Annotated in this window: 24 protein-coding genes and 1 pseudogene; 14 read left to right on the top strand and 11 right to left on the bottom strand. The window is 43.1% G+C overall.

Annotation, left to right across the window (positions count from 1 at the left end):
• The first annotated feature begins 52 nt into the window (after positions 1-52).
• From leuC to leuB, 4 genes are all read left to right on the top strand, one after another.
• Complete coding sequence (gene leuC / locus MF4640_RS10595) at positions 53-1,486, top strand: 3-isopropylmalate dehydratase large subunit (RefSeq protein ID WP_039890271.1); 1,434 nt, start codon at positions 53-55, stop codon at positions 1,484-1,486.
• 21 nt (positions 1,487-1,507) lie between these two features.
• A complete protein-coding gene (leuD, locus tag MF4640_RS10600) occupies positions 1,508-2,158 on the top strand; it encodes a 3-isopropylmalate dehydratase small subunit (protein ID WP_004692538.1) in 651 nt (216 codons plus the stop codon).
• Positions 2,159-2,257: 99 nt separating this feature from the next.
• Positions 2,258-2,818, top strand: coding sequence for a hypothetical protein (locus MF4640_RS10605; RefSeq protein ID WP_078389546.1), 561 nt, complete (start codon positions 2,258-2,260; stop codon positions 2,816-2,818).
• 37 nt (positions 2,819-2,855) lie between these two features.
• On the top strand, positions 2,856-3,935 hold the full coding sequence (gene leuB, locus MF4640_RS10610) for a 3-isopropylmalate dehydrogenase (protein ID WP_004692535.1): 1,080 nt from the start codon (positions 2,856-2,858) through the stop codon (positions 3,933-3,935).
• Positions 3,936-3,989: 54 nt separating this feature from the next.
• Here leuB and MF4640_RS10615 read toward each other — a convergent pair whose 3' ends face one another.
• The 3 genes from MF4640_RS10615 to infA all read right to left on the bottom strand — a co-directional run bounded on the left by MF4640_RS10615 (position 3,990) and on the right by infA (position 5,288).
• Entirely contained in the window at positions 3,990-4,418 is a 429-nt protein-coding gene (locus MF4640_RS10615) for a hypothetical protein (RefSeq protein WP_078389547.1), read from the bottom strand.
• Positions 4,419-4,535: 117 nt separating this feature from the next.
• On the bottom strand, positions 4,536-4,910 hold the full coding sequence (locus MF4640_RS10620; protein ID WP_227518646.1) for a hypothetical protein: 375 nt from the start codon (positions 4,908-4,910) through the stop codon (positions 4,536-4,538).
• A gap of 156 nt (positions 4,911-5,066) precedes the next feature.
• Positions 5,067-5,288: a translation initiation factor IF-1 gene (gene infA, locus MF4640_RS10625; protein WP_004692529.1), complete on the bottom strand. Its 222-nt coding sequence runs from the start codon at positions 5,286-5,288 to the stop codon at positions 5,067-5,069.
• A 230-nt stretch (positions 5,289-5,518) separates the two neighbouring features.
• Here infA and MF4640_RS10630 point away from each other — a divergent pair, with 230 nt between their 5' ends.
• Positions 5,519-6,526 carry an AraC family transcriptional regulator gene (locus MF4640_RS10630; RefSeq protein WP_004692528.1) on the top strand — a complete coding sequence of 336 codons (1,008 nt, stop codon included), beginning with the start codon at positions 5,519-5,521 and terminating at the stop codon, positions 6,524-6,526.
• A 57-nt stretch (positions 6,527-6,583) separates the two neighbouring features.
• Here the strand turns inward: MF4640_RS10630 and truA are convergent, their stop codons facing one another.
• From truA to asd, 5 genes are all read right to left on the bottom strand, one after another.
• Complete coding sequence (truA, locus tag MF4640_RS10635) at positions 6,584-7,381, bottom strand: tRNA pseudouridine(38-40) synthase TruA (protein WP_078389549.1); 798 nt, start codon at positions 7,379-7,381, stop codon at positions 6,584-6,586.
• Between the two features lie 12 nt (positions 7,382-7,393).
• Entirely contained in the window at positions 7,394-8,362 is a 969-nt protein-coding gene (locus tag MF4640_RS10640; protein WP_078389550.1) for an asparaginase, read from the bottom strand.
• 49 nt (positions 8,363-8,411) lie between these two features.
• On the bottom strand, positions 8,412-9,719 hold the full coding sequence (locus MF4640_RS10645) for a hypothetical protein (protein WP_078389551.1): 1,308 nt from the start codon (positions 9,717-9,719) through the stop codon (positions 8,412-8,414).
• Between the two features lie 65 nt (positions 9,720-9,784).
• Positions 9,785-11,152 carry a FimV family protein gene (locus tag MF4640_RS10650; RefSeq protein WP_078389552.1) on the bottom strand — a complete coding sequence of 456 codons (1,368 nt, stop codon included), beginning with the start codon at positions 11,150-11,152 and terminating at the stop codon, positions 9,785-9,787.
• A gap of 141 nt (positions 11,153-11,293) precedes the next feature.
• Positions 11,294-12,412, bottom strand: coding sequence for an aspartate-semialdehyde dehydrogenase (asd, locus tag MF4640_RS10655; protein WP_004692521.1), 1,119 nt, complete (start codon positions 12,410-12,412; stop codon positions 11,294-11,296).
• Positions 12,413-12,597: 185 nt separating this feature from the next.
• On the opposite strand from asd, the gene MF4640_RS10660 reads away from it, so the two are divergent.
• Positions 12,598-13,707, top strand: a complete 1,110-nt coding sequence (locus MF4640_RS10660; protein WP_078389553.1) for an endonuclease/exonuclease/phosphatase family protein — start codon at positions 12,598-12,600, stop codon at positions 13,705-13,707.
• 289 nt (positions 13,708-13,996) lie between these two features.
• On the opposite strand, the gene MF4640_RS10665 is transcribed toward MF4640_RS10660, so the two are convergent.
• A complete protein-coding gene (locus tag MF4640_RS10665) occupies positions 13,997-14,935 on the bottom strand; it encodes a lauroyl acyltransferase (RefSeq protein ID WP_078389567.1) in 939 nt (312 codons plus the stop codon).
• Positions 14,936-15,188: 253 nt separating this feature from the next.
• Entirely contained in the window at positions 15,189-17,084 is a 1,896-nt protein-coding gene (locus tag MF4640_RS10670) for an ATP-binding cassette domain-containing protein (RefSeq protein ID WP_078389554.1), read from the bottom strand.
• Between the two features lie 35 nt (positions 17,085-17,119).
• Between MF4640_RS10670 and MF4640_RS10675 the strand changes: the two genes are divergently transcribed.
• The 7 genes and pseudogenes from MF4640_RS10675 to MF4640_RS10705 all read left to right on the top strand — a co-directional run bounded on the left by MF4640_RS10675 (position 17,120) and on the right by MF4640_RS10705 (position 24,007).
• Entirely contained in the window at positions 17,120-17,365 is a 246-nt protein-coding gene (locus MF4640_RS10675; protein WP_004692513.1) for a SlyX family protein, read from the top strand.
• 179 nt (positions 17,366-17,544) lie between these two features.
• Complete coding sequence (locus MF4640_RS10680; RefSeq protein ID WP_078389555.1) at positions 17,545-18,534, top strand: hypothetical protein; 990 nt, start codon at positions 17,545-17,547, stop codon at positions 18,532-18,534.
• A 70-nt stretch (positions 18,535-18,604) separates the two neighbouring features.
• Entirely contained in the window at positions 18,605-19,054 is a 450-nt protein-coding gene (locus tag MF4640_RS10685) for an ammonium transporter (protein WP_004692510.1), read from the top strand.
• Between the two features lie 36 nt (positions 19,055-19,090).
• Positions 19,091-21,733 (top strand): type I DNA topoisomerase, encoded by a 2,643-nt coding sequence (gene topA / locus MF4640_RS10690; protein ID WP_078389556.1) that lies wholly within the window; start codon positions 19,091-19,093, stop codon positions 21,731-21,733.
• 96 nt (positions 21,734-21,829) lie between these two features.
• Positions 21,830-22,276 (top strand): annotated as a pseudogene (locus MF4640_RS10695) (NYN domain-containing protein); the annotation flags it as partial.
• 283 nt (positions 22,277-22,559) lie between these two features.
• Positions 22,560-23,318, top strand: coding sequence for a hypothetical protein (locus tag MF4640_RS10700; RefSeq protein WP_078389558.1), 759 nt, complete (start codon positions 22,560-22,562; stop codon positions 23,316-23,318).
• 119 nt (positions 23,319-23,437) lie between these two features.
• Positions 23,438-24,007, top strand: a complete 570-nt coding sequence (locus MF4640_RS10705; protein ID WP_004978978.1) for an HdeD family acid-resistance protein — start codon at positions 23,438-23,440, stop codon at positions 24,005-24,007.
• An 83-nt stretch (positions 24,008-24,090) separates the two neighbouring features.
• Here MF4640_RS10705 and MF4640_RS10710 read toward each other — a convergent pair whose 3' ends face one another.
• Positions 24,091-24,540 (bottom strand): carboxymuconolactone decarboxylase family protein, encoded by a 450-nt coding sequence (locus MF4640_RS10710; protein WP_078389559.1) that lies wholly within the window; start codon positions 24,538-24,540, stop codon positions 24,091-24,093.
• Between the two features lie 302 nt (positions 24,541-24,842).
• On the opposite strand from MF4640_RS10710, the gene MF4640_RS10715 reads away from it, so the two are divergent.
• A complete protein-coding gene (locus MF4640_RS10715; RefSeq protein WP_171263876.1) occupies positions 24,843-26,003 on the top strand; it encodes a glycerate kinase in 1,161 nt (386 codons plus the stop codon).
• Positions 26,004-26,013 lie beyond the last annotated feature (10 nt).

Below are 26,013 nucleotides of genomic sequence, written 5' to 3' on the forward strand. Positions count from 1 at the left end.
GTTATAATCGATTTTAATGAAAGAATTACCCAGTCCAGTGGAGTCAATCGACATGGCAGGCGAAAACCAACAAGCAAAAACATTGTATGACAAATTGTGGGATGACCACTTAGTAAAACAACGCGACGATGGCTCGGCTTTACTCTATATCGACCGTCATTTATTACATGAAGTGACTTCTCCGCAAGCCTTTGAAGGTTTACAACTTGCGGGTCGTAAACCATGGCGTTTAAGTGCGAATGTGGCAACCCCTGATCATAACGTTCCAACATCGAGCAAAGAGCGTTCAGAAGGAATCGCAGGTATTGAAGATGATACTTCACGTATCCAAGTTCAGACCTTAGACGACAACTGTAAAACCTTTAATGTGGTGCAGTTTGACATTAATGATGTCCGTCAAGGGATTGCACACGTGGTCGGGCCTGAGCAAGGTTTGACTTTACCGGGTATGACGGTAGTGTGTGGAGACTCTCATACGGCAACACATGGTGCATTTGGCTGTTTGGCGCACGGGATTGGGACATCTGAAGTGGAGCATGTATTGGCAACCCAATGCTTGGTTCAAAAGAAGATGAAAAACATGTTGGTACGTGTTGATGGTCAATTGGGTCAGGGCGTAACACCGAAAGATGTGGTTTTAGCCATCATCGGTAAAATTGGTACTGCGGGTGGTACAGGTCATGCCATCGAATTTGGTGGTCAAGTGTTCCGTGATATGTCGATCGAAGGTCGTATGACGGTGTGTAATATGGCGATTGAAGGCGGCGCACGTGTGGGTATGGTCGCTGTCGATGACAAAACCATTGCCTATGTCAAAGACCGTCCATATGCACCACAGGGCGCACAGTGGGATGCTGCTGTTGCATATTGGAATACCTTACATTCGGATGCAGATGCGCATTTTGACACAGTAGTTGTATTGCAAGGTGAAGAGATTGAGCCACAAGTGTCTTGGGGTACATCGCCTGAAATGGTGATTCCAGTGACTCAAGCTGTACCAACTTTAGAACAAGCCAAAGATGAAGTGCAACGCAATGATTGGACGCGTGCTTATAACTACATGGGTTTAACCGCAGGTCAGGCGTTGGCAGATATTCAGTTAGACCGTGTCTTTATTGGTTCATGTACCAACTCTCGCATTGAAGATATTCGTGCCGCGGCTGAAGTGGCCAAAGGCAAAAAAGTGGCAAGTACCATTAAACAAGCCATGGTGGTTCCAGGGTCTGGTTTAGTCAAAGCGCAAGCCGAAGCTGAAGGCTTAGACAAAGTTTTGATTGAAGCAGGTTTTGAATGGCGTGAGCCAGGTTGTTCAATGTGTTTAGCCATGAATGCAGACAAATTACAACCCGGTGAGCACTGTGCATCGACCTCTAACCGTAACTTCGAAGGTCGTCAGGGCAATGGTGGTCGTACGCATTTGGTGAGTCCAGCAATGGCAGCCGCAGCAGCGATTGCAGGTCATTTTGTCGATGTGCGTTCATTTTAATTCGGGCTTGGGAGCATAGACATGAAAAAATATACCGTTGAACAGGGTATCGTTGCACCTTTAGACCGTGCCAATGTCGATACAGACTTGATCATTCCAAAACAGTTTTTGAAATCCATTAAGCGCACGGGTTTTGGTGAAAACTTATTTGATGAGTTGCGTTATTTAGATGAAGGTTTTTTAGGACAAGACAATTCTAAACGTCCTAAAAACCCTGATTTTGCATTGAATCAGCCACGTTACCAAGGAGCCAGCATCTTAATTTCTCGTGCGAACTTTGGTTGTGGTTCAAGCCGTGAACATGCGCCTTGGGCATTGGAAGAATATGGTTTCCGTACTGTGATTGCACCCAGCTATGCCGACATTTTCTTTAATAATAGTTTCAAAAATGGCATGTTACCTGTGATTTTGTCTGAAGAAATTGTTGATCAACTTTTCAAAGAATGTGCAGCAACAGAAGGTTACCAACTGACGATTGATTTGGACGCGCAAGAAGTGCGTACACCATCGGGTGAAGCCTTCACATTTGAAGTCGATCCATTTCGTAAGCACTGTTTGTTAAATGGTTTGGATGATATTGGGTTAACTTTACAGGTTGCAGATGACATCAAAGCCTATGAAGAAAAGACCAAAGCATCACGTCCGTGGGTGTTTGCTGAAATTCATGCTTAATTGAAAATTCGATGCATCTAGTGCTTGAGTCCATCTCTTGTTAATATCGAGCAAAAGAATTTTAAACGTTTTGCTACTGGTAAAGGTTGGGCTTGAACAATGGTGACGAGTTACAGTCGTATCGCTCTACTGGCGTTGGTGGGAACATTAACTGCCTGCCAAAGCATGAATACGGCAAGTATAAAGCGGATTCAGGATACCCCAGCGAGTAAAAATAATGTGCAGCTTTACTGTACTGGTACGGTGAACTGCGAATTTGAACGATGGAATCAGATCCAAATTGTGGATGTGGACAATCATCGTGTCAGCCGTGAGGCTATTCGAGAGAAGGTTGTGCGGTTAAAACGAGATGATTTGAATGAAGCGAATGCCTTGTTTCTGTCAGTGCCAGCGGGGCAACATGAACTGGTGATTCGCTTCTATCCTGTTTCGGTCGATCGCGCTGAAACGCTGCATGTGATTCATCGTTTTAAGCCTGCGGAACGCTACACCTTTAGAATGTTTCGTGCACGGAGTCGACATCAGGGAAGCTTGTTGAATATGTCTGCACCTGACCCTTTGTGTGTCGATTTAAAGCAAAACCAAAGAACAATTCGTCGTTTTTGCAAACCTTACAATGTCTTAAATGGCTTGGGCGAGTTTGTAGAACAAAAACTTTAATCGTGTGAGTCAGAACTCACCAACAGTGGAATATTTCATGTCTAAACATATTTTGATTTTGGCTGGTGACGGCATTGGTCCTGAAATTGTAAAAGCCGCAGAACAGGTTCTTACACGAGTCAATGATCAATTCAATTTAGGTTTAACGTGGGAACAGGGCCTACTCGGTGGGGCTGCCATTGATGCACACGGTTCACCTTATCCAGATGTGACCGCAGTACAAGCCAAAAATGCAGACGCGATTTTACTTGGTGCGGTGGGTGGTCCGAAGTGGGACAACATTGAGCGTTCGATTCGTCCAGAGCGTGGTTTGTTAAAAATTCGTAGTGAATTAAACTTATTCGCGAACTTACGTCCAGCTATTTTATATCCGCAATTGGCAGATGCATCAAGCTTAAAGCCTGAAATTGTAGCGGGTCTTGATATTCTCATCGTTCGTGAATTAACAGGCGGGATTTACTTCGGTCAGCCACGTGGTATTCGTGAACTTGAGAATGGTGAAAAACAAGGCTTTAACACCGACGTTTATGCTGAGTCTGAAATTAAGCGTATTGCGAAAGTGGCTTTTGAAATGGCCAGTTTACGTGGTGGTAAAGTTTGTTCTGTTGATAAAGCCAACGTCCTTGAAGTGACGGAGCTTTGGAAGCAAACCGTAACGGCGATGAAAGAAGCTGACTATCCAAACATTAACTTATCGCATATGTATGTCGATAATGCTGCAATGCAATTGGTGCGCGCGCCTAAACAGTTTGACGTGATTGTGACAGGTAACTTATTTGGTGACATCTTGTCTGATGAAGCCGCGATGTTGACAGGTTCAATTGGGATGTTGCCATCAGCATCCTTAGATGAAAATGCGAAAGGGATGTATGAGCCATGCCATGGTTCGGCGCCTGATATCGCAGGACAAAATATTGCCAACCCATTAGCCACTATTCTTTCAGTGGCTATGATGTTGCGTTATACCTTCCGTGAAGAAGCTGCTGCTCAAGCGATTGAAGATGCAGTAGGCAATGTCCTAGATCAAGGCTTGCGTACCGCTGATATTATGTCTGAAGGCATGAGCAAAGTAGGTACTGCGGAAATGGGGCAGGCGGTTGTGGCTGCACTGAACTAAGCCAAAAATAATTTGAAAACGCAGCCATCCGCTGCGTTTTTTTATGCTCAAGATTTAATAATCTTTGCAAGCTTTACCCCGATATTGAATTGATTGCGCAATATTATCTTTTAACCAGAAGTGGACTTGGCACTCTAACTGAACATCATAAAATGGTGTATGTGTGGGAATAGGAATCGCACCGACACTGCTGTCGCTACGCATAGTGGGCATAGGGGTTGGAATTTGAATCCGTCTGACAATGGTGTAACTCAGTTGGTTTGGTGTTTGAATCGGCGCACCTAAGGTTTCATAACCGAGTTGACGTAAGTTGAGTTCGCGCCGAATGCTCGATACATCTTGACCGATATATTGTTCTAAATAGTCAGGGAGCGCAATTTTAGCGGGTGAAACGACGGTCTGGTGTTGCGTTGGAGAACTGCCACAAGCTTGAAGCAGTAGAAAGCAGATGGAACTAAAGAAACTGACAATAAAGGGCTTCATGATCATCCCCTAAGCAGAGAAAGACCCTTTTAGTATTGTATATCTGAACGTTCGTTTGAGTATGCTTCGAGTAATTTGAGATAAACGGTATATAGATGGTTCAACATAACATAGCTGTTAACATGCTTTGCCGATGTAGTGAATAGATTCCACAAGATCATCATGCAGTCTGAACTCAATGTTGCATTTCATTTCAATATTCAGGCTACCGCTGGAAGGTGTTGGAATGGGCGCACCCATACTGACACTGGCCCCAAGATTGGGAGTGCCCATCGGAATAGGCATATTGCGTAGCAGGGTGTAGGTTAGTTTCTCGGGGGTATGTACAGGAGCACCGAGTACTTTATAGCCCATGCTATTGAGGTTGAGTTGATTTTGAACTTGATCTGACGATTGTCCGATGTAGTGTTGTAAGGTTTGGTTGAGCTGCGTTTGGCTTGTTGTGGCACAAGCAACACAGAGTATTGGGAACAGTAAAATAGCTCGCTTCATTGTAGTCATTTTCATTATTGTTTTGGCGTATTAGGTTGTTATTGCATTTAATTATAGTTTGATTGTTGGTTTAAATATAGTCGATGTATAACGTTTAGTCTGAGCGCAGACATTAAAAAAGCCACTTAAAAAGTGGCTTTTTCGCTTCGCTAAAACTTAGCGCGCACGATAAGTGATACGACCCTTAGACAAATCATAAGGTGTCATTTCTACTTTAACACTGTCGCCAGTCAAAATACGAATATAGTGTTTACGCATTTTACCAGAGATGTGAGCAATCACTTCATGACCGTTTTCTAAACGTACACGAAACATAGTATTAGGAAGCGTCTCGGTGACAACGCCTTCGAACTCGATGAGTTCCTCTTTATTGGCCATAGCCTACCTGAATGAATAAATTGGAAAGGCGCAAATTATAGTCAATTTTTTTGCATAAAACAAGGCGGAATGGGCGGTTGCCTGATCATCTGTCAGTAAAATAAGCGAACAAGCGGAATAAATATTTTCAACAAAAAAACTGTATAAGTTGTTGTCAGTTCGGTCAATCGCAGTTAATCTAATTTTAATGTTTTATGTATAAATGAAGAACATACAAGGAAGGTTCTAGCGTGGGTCAGCTAACGGATGCATCGGTTGTATTGCGATTAGGCTACCAAGCGATTCGTCGTTCAGGGTTGCCAACAGAAGAGATTTTAACAAAGGCTGGTGTTGCATTAAATCAGATGGAAACCAATGAGCGTACGCCTTTGAGCGCACAATACGCTTTTTGGGTGGCGGCAGAAGAGGTGAGCCGAGATCCAGACATCGGTCTACATTTGGGTGAAAATCTGCCTTTATACCGTGGCCAAGTGATTGAGCATTTGTTTATTTCATCCGAAAACTTCGGTGAGGGATTGAAGCGTGCTTTGGCTTATCAGCGCTTGATCAGTGATGCCTTTCATGCCAAGTTGGTGGTTGAAGATGACCGGTGTTATTTGACCAATGGGGAACAACCTTGGGCTGAAAATTTGGTCAATCGACATTTTTCTGAATGTGCGATGTCCGGTATTTTACGGTTCTTTAAATTTATTACTGAAGGGCGCTTTGAACCGATCTATATTGATTTTAACTTCAGTAAAGGCGCGTTTGATGATGAGTATTTTCGCGTATATGAGTGCCCTGTTAGTCTAGGGCAAAAAGAAACCCGCTTATATTTTGACCCAAGTATTTTGGCTTATCCGTTGTGGCAGGCGGAACCTGAATTATTGCAACTGCATGAGCAGTTAGCGATTGAAAAACTTCAAGAATTAGCCCGCTATGATTTGGTGGGGGAAGTGCGTCGCGCGATAGGTTCAACCCTAGAAAGTGGCGAAACCACACTTGAAACAGTGGCTTCTCAGCTCAGTATTACCCCAAGGCGTTTACGCACACAGCTTAGTGAGGCGAATACCAGCTTCCAGCAAATTTTGTCTGATTATCGCTGCCGTTTGGCGAAAAAACTTTTGGCCAATACGGCTGAAAGTGTAGAGCGTATCGTTTATTTGACTGGCTTTTCTGAGCCAAGTACCTTCTATCGTGCATTTAAACGCTGGACCAATGAAACCCCAGTGGAATATCGCAAGCGTAAGCAGCGTTAAGAAATCCCCCCTAGCCTTCTTTGAAAAAGCAGGCTAGGGGGAGGATTCAAAAATAAATTATTCAGGCATATTGAGCCAGTGCGGCCCAAGCGGCTGCTTTGGTAGCTCAAACTGTACTGGATAGTCGGCATGAATGAAATACAGCCCATCAGGAGGGGCTGTAATGCCTGCGGCTTTGCGGTCTTCTGCTGCGAAAATAGCCTCAATATGCTCGACTTCATACAGACCTTGACCAATTTCAAGTAAGCAGCCCATGATATTGCGGACCATGTGGTGCAAGAAACCATCGGCCTGAATGTCGAGTACCAAATATGGACCATGTTGAATTAAGCGACAATGGCTGACATGGCGCACAGGTTGATTGGATTGGCATGCGGCTGCACGGAAGCTTTCAAAATTATGCGTGCCTTCGAACTTTTGAGCAGCTTGCATCATCTTCGCTACATCTAATGCATAATAGGCATGTGTGACTTGTTTATACATAAGAGCAGGGCGTTGCGGGCGGTTATAGACCACATAGCGATAACGACGTGCCTGCGCTTTGAAGCGTGCATGAAAGTCTTGCCCCATCGCTTTGATCCACTGGATCGAGATATCTTTGGGCAGTTGGCTGTTGCTGCCCATCAACCAACCGCGCTCTGAACGAAGTGCTGAGCTATCAAAATGCGCCACCATATTGGTGGCATGGACGCCCGCATCGGTACGACCTGCACCATGTAAGCTAATCGGTTCATTGGCAATTTTAGAGAGTACTTTTTCAATCGTCTCTTGTACGCTGATCACACCTGTTTGCTGGGTTTGCCAACCACGATAGTGTGTTCCACAAAACTCAATGCCGATCGCAAAACGTTGCATATGTACCTCAAATTAACCCAAATCATGCCAATGGCTGAAGCGTGCTTCAGCGCTGGGGTATTGTAAATACATTTTAAGGGCTTTGGCATACAGATCTGCATGCCCGAGGCAATCACTGACAATTATTTTGGCCTGAGTTGTCCACGCGGCAACTGCATAGCGCTGATCAGTACGGCCGAAAGGGACTTGGGTGCTTAAGATAGCAACACAGCCTTGTGCGTAAAATTCATCGAAAAGTGCTATCAACTCGGCATTCACAGCTAAATTACCCGTTCCAAAACCTTGCAAAATGAGGAAATGTGGTGGGGCTGTAAGCAGGTTTTTCAAATTCTGCAATTGTTGAGCTAAGGCAACAGGTTGCATCATCAGATTGAGGCAATTGAACTGGTGGGATTGTTCTACATCACCTGTTTGTACTATGTGTGTTTTTAAGCTATGTGGAATCGGCTGTTCAGCCATGACGCCTGTAAAAGCATCCAGTTCTGTGGTATGTCGTTTTAACGCGGTTTGCGCATGCAATACCTGTTGATGAAAAGCTAGATACACTCCGACAGGATGTTTCATCACCGCATCTAAGGCAAAATTCAAATTACTAATCGCATCGCTAAATTCACGCGTATCTGTACCTTGTACATTAAGTAATGGATATTGGCTACCTGTGAAAACCACACGTGCGGAGTTTGCAATAAAGTGTGCCGCGACAGCACTGGCATAGCTTAAGGTATCTGTGCCATGAATCACGACAAAATGCTGGAATTGTTGCAGTTGCAATTGTTGAATCTGCTGAATTAGCAATAACCAGTCTTCAGCCGTGCAGGCGCTACTGTCTTTAATGACAGGTGCAATAAAACATTCAATGTCGAGATGAATCGGCAAGACATGTGTGAGCTTGGGAATAAAGTCTTCGGCAGGCATTGGTTGTAAGGGTTCGCCAATACAGCCAAAGGTTCCACCCATATAGATAAGCGCAATTTTTTTCATTATAAAAAAAGCAGTCGGTGATGACTGCTTTAGTTTAAAACGAAATGGCTTAGGATGCTATGCGACTCAGTAACTGTTCTACTTGCTGACGTTGTTCCGTAGAGTAATTTGGTTCTTGTTCAACCAAAATTTCACGTGCAGCTTCGAAAGCGCCAAGTTGAATGTATTGCTCAGCCAATTCAAGGTTTAAGTGTATTTCGTTGACTTCGCTCAGTTGAGGGAAAGACTGTACCAGAGGATCGCTTTGATCCACCGTATTGGCAGGTGCAGTAGACTCTAGACTAAAACTGAGGCTTGGCGTAACAACTGCTGGTGTTTCTTCTACTATCGCTTGACTTGGACTAACCGTATCGAAAGAAAAAGCAGGGATGTCTTTTGCAGCTTCAGCCGTGGATTCGCTTGAAAAATCAAATGTAAATTCAGGACGCTCATCCGCAGCAAGCAGCGAAATTTCTGCTCCTGGCGTTGTTGTAGGCGCCGTGTCGAGATTGAACGAAAAATCTAAAGGTTGGATGTCGGCTGCAGAAGTTTCTGCTGGTTGAGCAGGCGTGCTTTCTAAAGAAAGTGAACCGAAATCGAGCGGTTTAAGTTCTTCAGCAGATTTGGTTGGTTCTGCTGTTGGTGTATTTAAACTAGAGATATCAAATTCTAAGCTTTGAACTTCGATGCTCGGTTCAGGTTGAGCAGGTGTTGTGGTGGTAAATGCTGAGGTATCAAAATCAAGCGGTTTAAGGTCTTGAACTGGTTCAACAACAGAAGCCTGCACAGGAGTGGGAGCAGGATTATTTGATGACATCAGGGCATCGAAGTCAGCAGTATTGATGGCTTCTATTGACTTAGGGGGTGATGGAACAACTCCTATTGATTTTGATTCAAGTGTGTCGTCGCTAGGGTTTTGATTTAATTGGTCGTAATCCGATTTTTTGGCTTCTGCTTGCGCCAAAATATCATCCAGTTCTAAAGAACGTAAATGATTCAGCAATTGGCTGATGGCAAACTCGTCTTTTTGGAGCAAGTGAATATCGAGCAGCAGTAAATATAATTCGTGTTGTGAATTGTCTTTATTTAGGGCTTGGTTGATTTGCGCTTCAGCTGAGAAGAAATTGCGGTCGCGAATTTGACCTTCAATTTTATTACGTAGATCTGTGGCGAGTGGTGTCGTGGCTTTTTTAGCGACAACATCTTCAACGACTTGAGTTTGTTGTGGGGATTTTTTAGACGAACTGGTTTTTTTGGCTTTGTCTTTTGCAGCAACCGCTTTTTGAGTTTTTGGTTCTGCTTCTTTACTCGCCTCACGCTTTTTTAAGACTATGGCAACAACCAATAGTAAGATAAATGGAATCACATAAATAAGCATGTTTTACCCCTTTTGAACTTGTCTTTGTGCAAGTTCATCCAAAATCAAATAATCAAAATAACACTTTAGTGTGTTGGCTTTTTCTCAGTTTGTTGTGCTTTCAATTGTTGTTGCAATTGTGCAAGACGAGCGTTTAGTAATTGAATTCTCTGATCTTTCTGATTAAGTGCCACTTCTAATTGTGTTACGTTTCTCTGTAATTTAACGGTTTTTTCACGGGATGTCATAACTTTTAATGACAACTCGTTTGATGTTTGATTCTTTTCTGTCGACTTCTTGGCAGAACCGTGGCTTGAATCTTGCTCTTTCTCTGCAACCAAACTCATCTCTGCTTGATTGAGGCGGTATTTCGCCTTGCCGGATTGCTGTGAACTTTGTTTTGAAAGTGATGAAACGGAGACTTTTTGTTCTGATTTTACCGTTTGTAGACCTGTTAAATTGAGGTTGGCACCACGACGTAAGCGGTTTACGTCACCTTGAATAAAGGCATGTTCATTCTTGGCTTTAATTTGTTGCATGACTTCACCGACAGGACGGTTTTCTTCAGCAGCAATACGCGATGCAATGCCCCATAGAGATTCATTCGACCGAACTACATGGGCACTTTGAGGTGCGGCTTGGCGTGCAGTAGTTGCAGGGGCAGCAGGTATTGTTTTTGCTGTCGATGGAGTGGCTTGAGGGTTAGCCTGTGCAGAAATGGGTGTATCTGATTTTTGAACTGAATCGGCATACTTTTGCACCAACGGATCTGCCGATTTTTTTGCTTGAGTAATCGGTTCAACACGTGGAACTGATGTTTGAGCAGTTGCTGCAATTTGCGTAGAGGCTACTGAGATAACTTGCGTTGGCGCTGTAATAGCGGTCGCACTCATGCTCGGTGGGGTATGGTTATTGAGTTTGAGGGGCGTCGTGTTTGTCGTCGGCGCAGCTGTTGTTTTTAAGCTATTGAATTGTGTGCTGACAGGTAAGTTCAGCGCAATCTCTTTTTCGTTGACAATCACCACCGGTTTTAACGCTTTTTCATTATTATTCGTGCGGGCTTGAAGTGCTGCCGAGCGTTTATTGGCTGTTTTAATATGTTGTAGCCGTGCCGCATTGCCTTCTTTGATTTTGACGACAATGTTGAGTTCTGCTTCCGTTAAAGGACGTGAAGAGGTAATCGTAATCACACCTGTACTGGCGCTGGTACGACGGATAAAAAAGTTCAGATTACTGGGCGGCTGATGCATGACACCAAGAGACATTAAATCTTCTGCGCTAGCTAGACTGGCTTGAATCGGAGCATTCGGATCGGCATCGTGAAAGTTCAATTCTGCATACAACAGTTCCCCAGGTGCAGATTGAATTTGAATAGGATCAACAGTGATCGCATTCACATTTTGCGAAGCAATAATGGCTAAAATGGCTATCTTTAATTTGTTATTTACGGTCATCTTAATCTTTAGCTCGGTCACAGATCGCAAAGCGAAAATTATAGATTAGCGAGTTGTGTGTTATTTGTAAAACGTTAACATCAGGGTTACAAAAAAAAGCCGATCAAGTGTGATCGGCTTAATACTTTAGCGGGTAAATGCTTAAGTATTTTTGTAGTCAATCAGGATGCGGAGCATACGACGTAAGGGTTCTGCAGCACCCCAAAGCAATTGATCACCGACAGTGAAAGCACCTAAGTACTCTTTGCCCATATTCAATTTGCGTAGACGACCAACAGGAACAGTTAATGTGCCTGTTACAGCCACAGGTGTTAAGTCAGTCATAGACGCTTCACGGGTATTTGGAACCACTTTTGCCCATTGGTTTGCGCTACGTAACATATCTTCGATTTCATCGAGAGGCACGTCTTTCTTCAGCTTTAATGTTAAAGCTTGAGAGTGACAACGCATCGCACCAATACGTACACAATGACCGTCAATCGGAACGATTTGCTGGTTGCCCAAGATCTTGTTGGTTTCAACTTGACCTTTCCATTCTTCTTTCGACTGACCGCTGTCTAATTGTTTGTCGATATAAGGAATGAGTGAGCCTGCTAATGGCACGCCAAAGTTTGCTGAAGGGAAACCTTCGCCACGTTGTAATTCCGCAATTTTAGAGTCGATATCTAGAATTGGAGAGCGTGGGTCATCTAACAAATCTTTGGTGTTGTTGTACAAATAGCCCATACCAGAGATCAGTTCACGCATATTTTGCGCACCAGCACCCGATGCTGCTTGATAAGTCATCGAGGTTGCCCATTCCACTAAATTGTTTTGGAATAAACCACCTAAGCCCATCAGCATCAGTGAAACTGTACAGTTACCGCCCACGAATGTTTTGGTACCGTTCACTAAACCATCTTTAATCACGTTCATGTTGACAGGGTCAAGTACGATGATGGCTTCATCTTCCATACGAAGTGTAGATGCCGCATCAATCCAATAGCCTGTCCAGTTTTCCGCTTTGAGCTTCGGGAAAACTTCTGAGGTATAGTCGCCGCCTTGGCAGGTAATAATGACATCCATTTGCTTCAGACTGTTAATGTCTGATGCATCCATAAGTGCTGGGGCAGTTTTACCGCCAAACGCAGGCGCTTCACCGCCTGCATTACTGGTAGAGAAATAAAATGGCTCAAAATGAGCAAAATCATTCTCTTCAACCATACGTTGCATTAGGACGGAACCAACCATCCCGCGCCAACCGACCAGACCTACTTTCATGTCACTTTGCCTCGGTGCGTTAAAAATTAAAAGGGGATTCGAGTGTATCAAAAGAGCGCTTAACTGCAAGCACTACACAATGAAAACAGCAATTATATTGTGCAATATATCTTGTTTATGTTACATGCAAAATTGATATTAATTTATGAATCTACAAAAAATTAAGAATATAAGAGTGGGTATCTATGATCTGGTTTGAGTTGCTAGCATGTGTTGTGATTTGGTTAAGCTTCTGGTCACTGATTCCACGAGATGAATGGTGGTTTCGAGGCGCAGATTTTCCACGCTTACAGATTTTGGCATTGGGGTTGATTGCATTTATCTTGATGTTGCTTTGGGATGCGCCTTGGGATTGGGTACGTGAAGCTATTTTTCTGGGATTAATTGCGGCAGTGGCGTACCAACTCAAAATGGTGTTGCCTTATACCTTTGTATGGAAAAAGCAGGTCAAAACGGTTGCCAAAACAGAGTTACAGCCAGAATGTCAGATTTCTTTAATTGTGTCGAATGTACTAACGCCCAATACGCAATACCACTTATTGCTGCAACAGATTCGTAAGCATCAACCAGACTTGATTTTGACTTTAGAGTCGGATGCAGATTGGGAACAAGCCTTGAGTGTATTAGAAGATGACTATCCCTATCGGGTTGCAGTGCCTTTGGATAATCTGTATGGCATGCATTTGTACAGTCGTTTAGCGCTTAAAGATATTGACGTTAAGTTTATTTTGAGCGATGAAATTCCTTCGATTCATGCCACAGTCATCTTAAGGTCAGGACAACCAGTGCAACTGTATTGCTTACACCCGAAACCGCCAAGTCCGACAGAAGCCAAAGACTCTACTTTACGTGATGCTGAATTATTGATAGTCGGGGATCAGATTAAAGATTTGGATGAAAGTTGCATTGTGATGGGGGATTTGAATGATGTGGCATGGTCGCGCACGACACGGCTTTTTCAACGGATCAGTGGGCTGCTAGACCCCCGAGTCGGACGACATTTTGTCAATACTTTTCATGCCGACTATCCTTTGTTGCGCTGGTCACTGGATCATGTTTTTCACAGTAGGGATTTTGCCTTAGTGCAGATGCAGCGTTTACCACATATTGGTTCAGATCATTTCCCTGTATATGTGGTGCTTCAAACAGGTCGGGTGTTTGAGCAAGTACAAGAAGAGCTGGAAAAAACCGAAGCCGATGAGCAAGAGGCGCAGGAGGCGATTGAAGATGGAATTGAGAAAGCGGAACGAGAAGGTAAGCAGGTTACAGATAAAATTGCTAAAGATTACCAGTAAACATACGGGCGCTCGGATTTCATCAGTGTAGGATATGGCTTACAGGGATTTGGGAATCTGACGAATGGTTAGTCATTTGGTATCCCCGTATTCTAGTCTCATCAGCAGATGGAGCGGGAATGGATCATCCCAGTATGGAAGTTGAAGCTGATGGAAATCATCATGGATATGATGTAGGTATGGAATGCCACCGAATAAAACAAGAATAACGTTGAAAGCACAACCTCATGTACCCGAGTTTTGCAGGACGCAGAACTCGGGTTCTACTTTTTAAGCAGCCCTTTTTTTGTTAAGAATAAATCTTGTCATAGCCTGCAGGGCGAGTTTTAAAGCGACGGTGGAACCACATATATTGAGTCGGAGCAATACGGAGTTGATTTTCAATAATTTGATTCACTCGTGTCGCATCATCGACTTCATCTTCACTGGGTAAGTTTTCCACCGCAGGTTCAATCAACACTTTGTATTGTGGGTTTTTAATATCCCCATCACGATAAAAATACAGAGGAATGGCTGCGGCTTTGGTCATTTTCAATAAACGACGGTGTGCTGTAACGGTCGCTGCGGGAACGCCAAAAAATGGCGCCATAACACCTTGTTTTAAACCAAAGTCTTGATCTGGACTATACCAAATGGCATGGCCATTTTTTAAGTTACGGACTAAACCACGCATGTCATCATGATCAATTTGATGTGCATAAATGGTGGCACGGCAGCGGTAGATGAGCATATCCAGCAGTGGATTATTTTGTGGGCGATACACCACATCTGGTTCAAAATACTGCGCGCATAGATAACCACCCGCATCGAGCAAAGTAGAGTGGGTGCCTAAAAGCAGTGCGCCTTTACCTTCTGCTTGTGCTTTTTGAATATGTTCTAAACCTTCAATACTGACACGGCCAGTAAACCACTTTGGGCTATACCACGCATTCAGCGTTTCAAATGCGCCCAGCATTTGATCGACAAAAACTAAACGGGCATTTTCAAGGACTTCTTGGGCCGACCATTCAGGGAAACACACCTCCAGATTACGAACGGTGGTTTTACGCCTCGACTTCAGATATTTAAAACTGAGATTGCCTAAGAGGGTGGCCAGTCGGTGTTGAATTGCCCATGGGAGAATCGCCAATATCATGAGAAAGACGATACCAATCCAAACGCCCCAATATTTGGGGTGCAGAAAAGACCACTGAAATTCACCGGGTTGATAGTCTGGCTTCGAACTCATAAATTGCGATAAAGGCTGAAAAAAGAATGTTTCGAGTTTAGCATGAAGCAAGAATGAAGGGTCAATGTTCAGAATCAACCCGATGTCGGCACTCTGCAAATGTGATGTTATATAGGCTTGGATGATGTAGACGAACGCACCCATATGCAAATGGAAGAGATGCACATCTTCTCGATGGTGGTGGGCACCCTCAGCTGAGTTCCATAAAAAAACTCCGCGTGACGCGGAGTTTTTTTATGGAACTCATGAGAAATTATTTGGTTAAATTTTCCAGTTCTTCCCAACGTTCCAGTTTTTCCAGCAATAGCTCATCAATTTCAGTCAAACGATTCGACAACGTCATGGCCTTGTCTGCATCTGAAATAAATAATGAACCATCTGCAAGTGAGGCATTGATTTCCGCTTGCTCTTTTTCCAGTGCTTCCATTTCGGCAGGCAGTTGTTCAAGCGCACGTTGATCTTTATAGCTGAGTTTGACTTTTTTAGCAGGTGCTGCGTTCGCTTCAGCTTTCGCTGCTGCTTTTTTCACAGCACTTTTTTGATCAACCGCAGTTTGGTCTGGTCGCTGTTGTAAGTAATCTTGGTAACCACCGATGTATTCATCGATATTGCCTTTACCATCAAACACCCAAGTTGAGGTGACCACGTTATCCATAAAGGCACGGTCATGCGAAATAAGCAGTAAGGTGCCTTTGTAGTCGGACAACATTTCTTCTAGCAGCTCTAGTGTCACCATATCCAAGTCATTGGTGGGTTCGTCCATCACGATTAAGTTCGATGGCTTAAGTAGTAACTTGGCTAAAAGAATACGGTTACGCTCACCGCCTGAAAGAGCTTTGACTGGTGTACGCGCACGTTCTGGTGAGAACAAGAAATCTTGCAAATAGCTGTAAATGTGACGACGGTTGCCATTCACATCGACATGGTCAGAACCTTCTGACACGTTATCTTTGACAGATTTTTCAAGGTCGAGAGCATTACGTAATTGGTCGAAGTAAGCCACTTCCAATTGCGTACCTGTTTTCACCGTACCCGTATGTTCTTGTTCGCCTAAAATGGCTTTAATGAGGGTAGTTTTACCGACACCGTTGTCACCAACAAGACCAATACGGTCACCACGGAGCACCAATGCAGAGAAGTCTTTGATGATAGGTGCATCATGACCAAAGCGAACACTTAAGTTTTCAATTTCAAAGACTACTTTACCTGAACGGCTAGCGTCTTGTGTTGCCATGCTGACTTTGCCTTGCTGCGAACGGCGCGCTTTCGACTGTTCACGTAATTCTTTTAAGGCACGTACACGACCTTCGTTACGGGTACGACGCGCTTTAATCCCTTGGCGAATCCACACTTCTTCTTCAGCTAAACGTTTGTCAAACAGTGCATTCTGCTTTTCCTCAGCTTCCATTTGCTGTGCTTTTAGTTCGAGGTAGCGTGAGTAGTTACCCTCGTAACTGCGCAAAGTGCCACGGTCAAGCTCTACAATACGAGTTGCAATACTGTCAACAAATGAACGGTCATGCGAGATGAACAGTAAAGTTAAATTATTTTGATCGAGTAGAAATTTTTCTAACCATTCAATACTTTCAACGTCCAAGTGGTTGGTTGGTTCGTCTAGTAATAGCACATCGGGTTGGGTAAGGAGTGCACGTGCAAGTAAGACACGGCGCTTACGTCCACCGGATAAATCGGCCAAATCGGCATCTGGGTCTAGGCCCATTTTGCTTAAAATGGAATTGACTTTGGTTTCTAAAGCCCAGCCATCTAACATATCCATTTTATGTTGCAAGTTACCCATACGGTCACATGCATCCATATCACCCAATACACAAGCATCACTGGCTTCATGATAGGCTCTGAGCACATCTGCGGCTTCACCTGCGCCGTCCGCCACGATATCCGCCACTTTGCCTGAGTCCATCGGCACGTCTTGCGCCAACATGGAAATGGTGATGCCATTTTGTAGAGAAACTTCACCAGAATCGGGTAATAAACTTCCCTCGATCAGTTTAAGTAAAGTAGACTTACCTTCACCATTACGACCAATTAAACACACTCGTTCACCGCGCTCCAATGAAAAGTTCGCGCCGTCGAGCAAGGCAGGTCCACCAAACGCAAGTTGGACATCCCTTAAAGTAATATAGGCCATAATGTTTCCTGAAAAATCTCAAATGAGGACTTGAAGTGTCTAAACAACAAAATATTGATAATCAAGCGCCATTGTCCGCACCCATTGAAGATTTGCAAGTCCGAATTGCATTTTTAGATGATTTAGTTGAACAACTCAATGAGCAATTGGTGATTCAAGGGCTGGAAATTGCTGATTTAAAAAAACAAATGCAAATTTTGTATCAACGTGTTGAATCTTCAGATTTGTCCGATGGAATTGCGACATTTGACCCGATGGCTGATCGTCCACCACATTATTAAGTTCATTTGCTGTCTTGGGCTAAAAAAATGCTGTGATGTGGGATTCAGATATTGCTGAGTCTTGTCTCTTTTTTGTTTTACCCAACTCAAAGCTCGATTTGACTGACAAAATCATTTGACCTTTGATGCAGTTCCTACTCTAATACCCGCTTTCTGGTGCATCCCATAAAAACTGTCCTATGACTCAAAAAGTTGTTCTTCTTGACCTTGAAAATAATGTTCCGACGGCCAAATTGTTGCGCGAGATTGTGGAGCATTATCCGACTTTGTATTTGTTTCATTGCCAAGGTCAATTCGAGTATGCATTGCAAGATTTGACGGAACTGGCTGCTTGGATCAGTAGTGGTCAAGTGGTGATTTTAGACACGCCCAAAGCCGAGCAAAAAGAGTTCGAATATGCCGTGGTGGTGGGGCAGTTAATGGCTTTGCTTGAGCCAGAGACGCAGGTTGAAATTATCTCTGCGGTCAATACAACAGAAATACTTTTGGACTTAATGCAATCTTCGGATATTCAGAGCAATTTGATCCTCATTCAGTCTGAAGCTGTACCGAGTCAACGTCACCTTCCCAGTTTAGACAGCATCAAAAATCAGCCTTATTTAAAAATGGTCAAAAAATATTGTGATGCTTTGGGAAAAATGTCAGGCAAGCCGTCCACATTGGACGGTCTAAAAAATTCAATAAGTAATATTTTGCAACTCGTACCTGAAAAGACGCAGCGGGTAGTGGGGATGTTGATTAATCTGAAAATCATCAAACGTTATGATGAACAGATTCGCTTTCGTAAAAAAGTGTTGAAGCAGTGGTTGGCACTGAATTTAGATGAACAAGACCCAATTTCACAGCCGCAAAGCATGCAGCAAGCGCTACAGCAACTGCAAAAAGACAGTGTCGTGGATAAGCTTGAACCAACTGTAGATACGCAGTCCGCGCAACAAGAGTTGTTTAAAAACTTTGCACAGATTGACCCTGTACAGCTTGAGGTTGCACGAAAACTGCGCGAGTTAAAAACCAATAAACCCAAAGATATCTATGCACTCCGTGATTTGCTTGAGCAAATGTTTCCGAAGTCAGATGTGCGTATGTTACTGAAAGAGTTACTCGATAAAGGCTATATTTACTGGAATGGACATGAAGTTCTATATAGTCATGAAATGTTCTTAAATTAATTTTATCGTTCAAACTTGCGTTTTATATTGTGCTTATGCAACTCTAATAAAGGAATAAAAAGGTTGTGCTATGGAAAATACTGGAATTTGGGTTGTCGGATTTATCATCTTATTCATCCTCGGCTCGATTTTTGGACTTCGTGTAAGTCCAAGAGAGAAAGCTTTAGGTGAAATGCGTGATAAAGCGCGCAAGATGGGTTTACACCCGCGTTTAGTCGCAGCACCTGACTGGACGAAAATACCAATGGCTTCGGAAAACCGTGCCAGCATGGTGGCGTACTACAGTGTCCTGATTCCAGAAGCACGCTTGCCTTTAATGCGCGCTCGCGTTGTTGATCAGCAGCTTGAGCTCATTACAGGTGATGACAAGTTTAAACATTTACCCATTGAATTAAAGGGTATTTATGCTATTGATATGCAAGCAAACTGCGTGGGACTCTATTGGGATGAGCATTCTGACTTAAGAGCAACCCAGTTAGATGCCATGAAAGCATATTTACAGTCTTTGGCTGAACTTTAATTTTACAGACCCATTGAAACAGGATTAACGGTTAATATGGCGAAAGCTCCTCGGTCCACATCCAAAAGTACTACAGCAGATTCTCCTGAGGCTGGGAAAAAGCGTGCTTTAGTGATTGTGGAGTCGCCTGCAAAAGCGAAAACAATCAATAAATATTTAGGCTCGAATTACATTGTGAAGTCGTCTGTGGGTCACGTGCGTGATTTACCTACAGGTGGTTCTAGTAAGACTGCAGAAAAGAAGCCAGCAACACGAACCAAACTGACCGATGCTCAGAAAGCTGAAAAAGCACAAAATGCACTGGTCAATCGTATGGGGGTTGATCCTGAGCATGACTGGAAAGCACATTATGAAGTGCTTCCAGGCAAAGAGCATGTGGTTGCTGAACTGAAAAAGCTTGCATCGCAAGTTGATGAGGTCTATCTCGCAACGGACTTGGACCGTGAAGGAGAAGCAATTGCTTGGCATTTAAAAGAAGTGATTGGTGGGGATGACTCACGTTATCAACGTGTGGTGTTTAACGAAATTACCAAAAATGCCATTCAAGATGCATTCAAGCATCCAGCACGCCTTGATATCGATAAAGTTAATGCGCAACAAGCACGCCGCTTTTTAGACCGTGTTGTCGGCTTTATGATTTCGCCCTTACTTTGGGAAAAAATTGCTCGTGGTTTATCGGCAGGTCGTGTTCAGTCTGTCGCAGTTAAACTGGTAGTTGAGCGTGAGCGTGAAATTCGTGCGTTTATTCCCGAAGAATACTGGCAAGTTTTTGCAGACACTAAGTCACAGACCGATGAGATTCGTTTAGAAGCCGTCAAACAAGCAGGTAAAGCCTTAAAGCTACGCAATAAAGCCGATACCGATGCTTTATTGAAGCTCATTAAAGACGCAGATTACAAAGTTTCAGCACGCGAAGATAAACCAACCAAGGTGAATCCGAGCGCGCCGTATATCACCTCGACTTTACAACAAGCAGCCAGTACACGTTTGGGTTTCTCTGTGAAGAAAACCATGATGTTGGCGCAGCGTTTGTATGAAGCGGGTTTTATTACCTATATGCGTACCGACTCGACCTTTTTGAGTGACGATGCGGTGAATATGGTGCGTCATCATATTGAGACCGAGTTTGGTGCGAAATATCTGCCTGCTAAGCCGAACCGCTATGGTAACAAAGCGGGTGCACAAGAAGCCCACGAAGCGATTCGTCCATCGAATGTGGCATTAAAAGGCGACAGCTTGGTGGGTGTGGAACGTGATGCACAACGTTTGTATGATTTGATTTGGCGTCAATTCGTAGCGTGTCAAATGACACCAGCCGAATACTTGTCATCGACTATTTTAGTGGATGCCAACGGTGTTGAACTTAAAGCCAAAGGTCGCACCTTAGTCTTTGATGGTTTCACTAAAGTCCGTGGTCAAAACAAGTCAGATGATGATGTGTTATTGCCTGCGGTGAAAGTCGGTGAAATTCTGAAGCTTGAAAAATTAGATCCATCGCAACACTTTACCAAGCCACCTGCACGTTTTACTGAAGCGTCATTGGTGAAAGAGCTTGAGAAAAAGGGCATTGGTCGTCCATCGACCTATGCGGCGATTATCTCGACCATTCAAGACCGTGGTTATGTCAAACTGGAAAACCGTCGTCTATTTGCTGAAAAAATGGGTGAGATTGTTACTGATCGTTTAGATGAAAGTTTCAATAACCTCATGAACTATGACTTTACCGCGGACTTAGAAGGTCAGCTCGATAAAGTGGCTGATGGCGAACGCAACTGGAAAGAGTTGCTCGACAGTTTCTATGGCGACTTTAAAAAACGCCTGACCAATGCACAAGGTGAAGGCGGTATGCGCCGCAATCAACCTGTAGAGGTGGAAGCGGTTCACTGTAAAGAATGTGACCGTCCAATGCAGATTCGTACGGGAACCACAGGTGTCTTCTTAGGGTGCTCTGGCTATAACTTACCGCCGAAAGAGCGTTGTAAAGGTACGTTGAACTTAACCCCAGTTGAATCACTTGCCGCACTTTCTGATGATGATGCAGCAGAAACAGCAGATTTGATGTCGAAAAAACGCTGTCCAATCTGTGAAACTGCGATGGATAGTTATGTGATCGATGGTGGTCGTAAGCTACATGTCTGTGGTAATAACCCAGACTGTGCTGGTTTTGAACTTGAAGAAGGTGAGTTCAAAATCAAAGGTTATGATGGTCCAACCATTCCATGTGATAAGTGTGATGGGGAAATGCAGCTGAAGACGGGTCGTTTTGGTCCTTATTTTGCTTGCTCAAGCTGCGATAACACACGGAAAGTCTTAAAAAGTGGCCAACCTGCACCTCCGCGTGTAGACCCGATTAAGATGGAACACTTACGTTCAACTAAGCATGATGACTTTTTTGTATTACGTGATGGGGCGGCTGGTTTATTCTTGGCAGCAAGTAAGTTCCCGAAAGTACGTGAAACACGTGCACCAAAAGTTTCGGAACTTCGTAGTGTTGCCGATCAGCTTGATCCGAAGTATCAGTTTATTTTGCAAGCACCTGATGTTGACCCTGAAGGGAATCCAACTTTGGTGAAATTTAGCCGTAAGAATCAAGCGCAATATATTGGTTCTGAAACGCCTGAAGGTAAGCAAACCAAATGGTCATTGGTGTTCAATGATGGAAAATGGGTTGAAGCTTAAGTTCTAATTACTTAGAAATAATCAAGAAATGCTCACTTTGGTGGGCATTTTTTATGTCAAAATAATTTTTAAATAATCATAATATTTGGGGTGTATGTGGAAATACAAACAAAAAAATTTGCAGTGCTAATTGATGCTGATAATTCATCTATTAGTGCAATTCCATCAGTACTTGAAGAAGTGGCTAAATATGGTATTGCAAGTGTTAAACGTGTGTATGGTGATTGGAGCAGCGACACTTTGAAAAATTGGCGTGAGGTTCTCTTACCTCATGCAATCACGCCAGTTCAGCAGTTTGCCTATACAAAAGGTAAAGATGCTACAGATATGATTTTAATTATTGATGCGATGGACTTACTTTATGCTGGGGCCTTGGATGGTTTTTGTATCGTTTCTAGCGATAGTGATTTTACCCCTTTAGCATCTCGTATCCGTGAAAATGGCTTAAGTGTTTATGGATTTGGGAAAAAGAAAACTCCAGAGGCTTTTAAGAAAGCTTGTGATAAATTCATTTATATAGAAAATTTAATTTCAGATAGTGATCGGCTTTGTTGCACAAAGATTTCATAACTATATGATTTTAAAAGTTTTGATTATTTTTTGATCCAAAATTAAATTTATTTAAATCAGATGCTTACATATTTATGCAACAAAGCCGAAATTATGAAGAAGCTGTAGAATCAATACACTCTGGTTGGCTTGAGTTTAAAGAATTAGATAATAATAAGTTTGTAAAAATTAATAGAGTTCTGCTTTAGATTTTATTGGCGTACTAAATCAGTTGATATTTTTAGATAAGTGATTAAGAAAATTGGATTTTGGGGATATGTGGAAAAAACTTCGTATTTTAATCTTGCTGCTGATTTTATTTGTGGTTGCTTTGAATGCTTATCGGGATCAGAACCAAGATTGGAGTAAGCCCATTATTGTATTACTGCATCCAGTTAATGCAGATGGGCAAGGTACAACTCAGCAATATATACAGCAATTGACGCCTGCGAACTTAAAAGGGGTACAAGGTTATTTAGAGCAGATGTCGGCGACATATCGCGGTCAACCGATTGCGATTTACTTCCAACTTGGGCGTGAACTCAAACAGCTACCACCGAAAGTGCCTGAGCAGGCAAGTTTATTAGATACGGTCTTGTGGAGTTTAAAGTTCCGTTATTATGCATGGAAAAACCATCAAGGTTCAGATGGTGCACCAGCTGTTACTTTGTATTTGAACTATTATGACCCAGCACTGACCAAAGAGCTGAAACACTCGACAGCTTTGCAAAAAGGTCGCATCGGTTCGGTGAATTTATTTGCATCTAACAAGCAAACCGAGCAAAACAAAGTCGTTCTTGCACATGAGCTTTTACATGCCTTTGGTGCCAGTGATAAATACGACTTAGCCACAGGTCAGCCGATGTATCCTGTGGGTTATGCTTATCCAAATCAACAACCACTGTTCCCTCAAGCCAAAGCTGAATTAATGGCCGGGCACATTCCAACCTCACAAACACAGAGTAAAATGCCTGAATCGATTGATGAAACATTGGTGAATGAGATCACTGCGATTGAAATTGGGTGGAAAAAGTAACTGTGGATAATGCTGAGTTTATCCACAGTATGGATTGATTGTGTGGATAAACTCAAACCTACAAGTTCGCTGCAAAACATGTTAAAACTAAGTGAACGAAAATCAAACTTGAGAAGAAGATGAAAACAGTCGGTAATGATTTAGTTCGCCATCAACTCCATGAAAATCGTAAATGGTATTTGGGTTTAGGGATTTTATTGGTGTTGTTTGGTTTCGTCCTTTTGGCCGCTTTGCCTTTTGCCACCTTATCGGTGGTGTTTATCTTTGGCGTGCTCATGATGATAGGTGGTGTTCTGCACTTCATCGCAGCCTTTAAGATTTTTGAGGGTGGCTTCCGCTGGCTATGGGCACTGTTTGGTGTGTTGTATTTGGTCGCGGGCTATTATGCATTTACTACACCTGTGAAAACAGCCATTGTCTTGACCAGTGTTTTAGCGGTTTTCTTGATTATTGCAGGGGTCATTCGCATCTTTAATGCCATCTTATTTCGAGCATTCCAAGGTTGGGGCTGGACACTTTTTTCTGGTGTTTTAACTCTGCTGGCAGGCATTATGATTTTAACCACACCAGATGCCCCATTTTGGGTGCTGGGCTTATTCCTTGCTTTTGATATTTTATTCCAAGGGATTAATTATCTGACTCTAGCGGCAGCCATTAAGCAGATTCCACCAGCAAGCCAATCTGAATAAAGCATTCTTAAAACATAAAAAGGAGCCTCATGCAGGCTCCCTTTTTCGTGTGCTTTTATCATTTGAAAAGCTGAATGGCAGGCTTATGGATTGACGGCATATTGACTTGAAATCGCAATACGATTCCACGTGTTAATCACAATCGCGATCCATTCAATAGCAGCAACTTCTGCATCGGATAAGTTTTTTGCTGCTTGTTGATACGCCGAGTCGGGGAAATGCTGCTGAGCAATGAGTGTAATTTCTTCAATTAAAATCAGCGCGGCGCGTTCTTTTTCGGAAAAATATCCACTTTCTTGCCATGCACTGATGAGGGCAATCCGTTCCATTGATTCGCCTGCTTTCATGGCATCTTGTGTATGCATACGCACACAGAACGCACATTGGTTAATCTGTGAGGCTCTTAGTTTCAGCAAGTGTGAAAACCCAATCTCAAGACCTGCTTGTTGGACTTTTTGCATGGATAAATTTTCGAGTTCTAAAACCGTTTTATACAGTTCAGGTGCGGCTTTTCCCAAGTTAATTCGTTGCATACATCACCTATTTTTTTAAAGAGCGTTGAATGTTTAATGATGATTTTATCGGCTAATTGATTCGCACTTTGTTTAATTTATGCATTAAAACCAAATGAACTATGGTGGTCGTTTTGGTGACAGCACAGTAAAGCTCTTCTATGTTTAAAATTAAAAAATCATTGAGGTTATTTTGACTTTATCGAGATGTATTCAGTTTCAATCACAACGAACTGTGTCAAGGACAATGAAAAGAGAAAAATGCGGGCGGGAAATTTATAAATCGTGTTATTAATAAATTAAATTTTCTAAAAAAATTATGGATGATGACAACTTTTATTTTAGCGCCCGATTCATTCAAAGAAAGTATGACAGCAGAACAGGCCTGTGCGGCGATGCAGCGTGGAATTCAAAACATAATCCCTGATGCTGTATGTATACATGTACCCATGGCAGATGGCGGCGAAGGCACAGTCGATGCTTTATTAACATCTTTAGCAGGCCAAAAAGTCGAATGTGAAGTAACGGGGCCATTGCCATCACAACAAGTTAAAACGTATTGGGGCCTATTTGATAGTGGGCAAACGGCTGTTATTGAAATGGCCAAAGCCAATGGTATTCATCTGCTTGAACCTACGCAACGCAATCCACTCCTGACTACGACTTTGGGGACAGGCGAAATGATTTGCCATGCATTGGATCTAGGCGTGTCCAAAATTATTTTGGCTCTTGGAGGCAGTGTCACCAATGATGCAGGCAGTGGCATGGCACAGGCGCTTGGAGTACGCTTTTTAGATGCACAAGGGCGGGAAGTGCCCGTTGGTGGTGGCCATTTACAAGATATTGAACAGATCGATATGCAAGCTTTAGACCCACGCTTGCAAAGGGTTCAAGTTTTGATTGCCTCCGATGTCACTAATCCGCTGTGTGGAGCACAGGGTGCATCGTATGTGTTTGGCCCGCAAAAAGGGGCGAGCGCAGAGATAGTTGAGCAGTTGGATCAAAATTTGAGTCATTTTGCAGATGTGGTGGAAACACAGCTTAATCTACAGATACGTAATTTTGCAGGGGCAGGCGCCGCAGGTGGGCTAGGATTTGGTCTAATGGCTTTTACAGGCGCTAAGCTTCAGTCTGGCGCGACATGGGTGATTGAGCAAACTCAACTGGCTGAGAAAATAAAGCAAGCTGATTATGTGTTTACTGGTGAAGGTAGTATCGATTTCCAAACCAAGTTTGGTAAAACGCCGTGGGCGGTGGCTCAGTTAGCCCAGCAGTTGAATAAACCTGTGATTGCCTTTGCTGGACGTGTCGGAGAGGATATTGAGGCATTATTTGATGAAGGGTTTAGTCAAATTGTTTCGATCAATGAACTCAACTGTGATTTAGCAACAGCATTGAAAAATGCAGAGCAGAATTTGCAAAACAGTTGTGAGGACATCACCCGACTTTTGCTTTTAAATCATACTGAGCAAGGTGAGTTTTAATTTTTTGAGG

It is taken from the genome of Acinetobacter sp. MF4640, assembly GCF_002018895.1.
Classification (GTDB): domain Bacteria; phylum Pseudomonadota; class Gammaproteobacteria; order Pseudomonadales; family Moraxellaceae; genus Acinetobacter; species Acinetobacter johnsonii.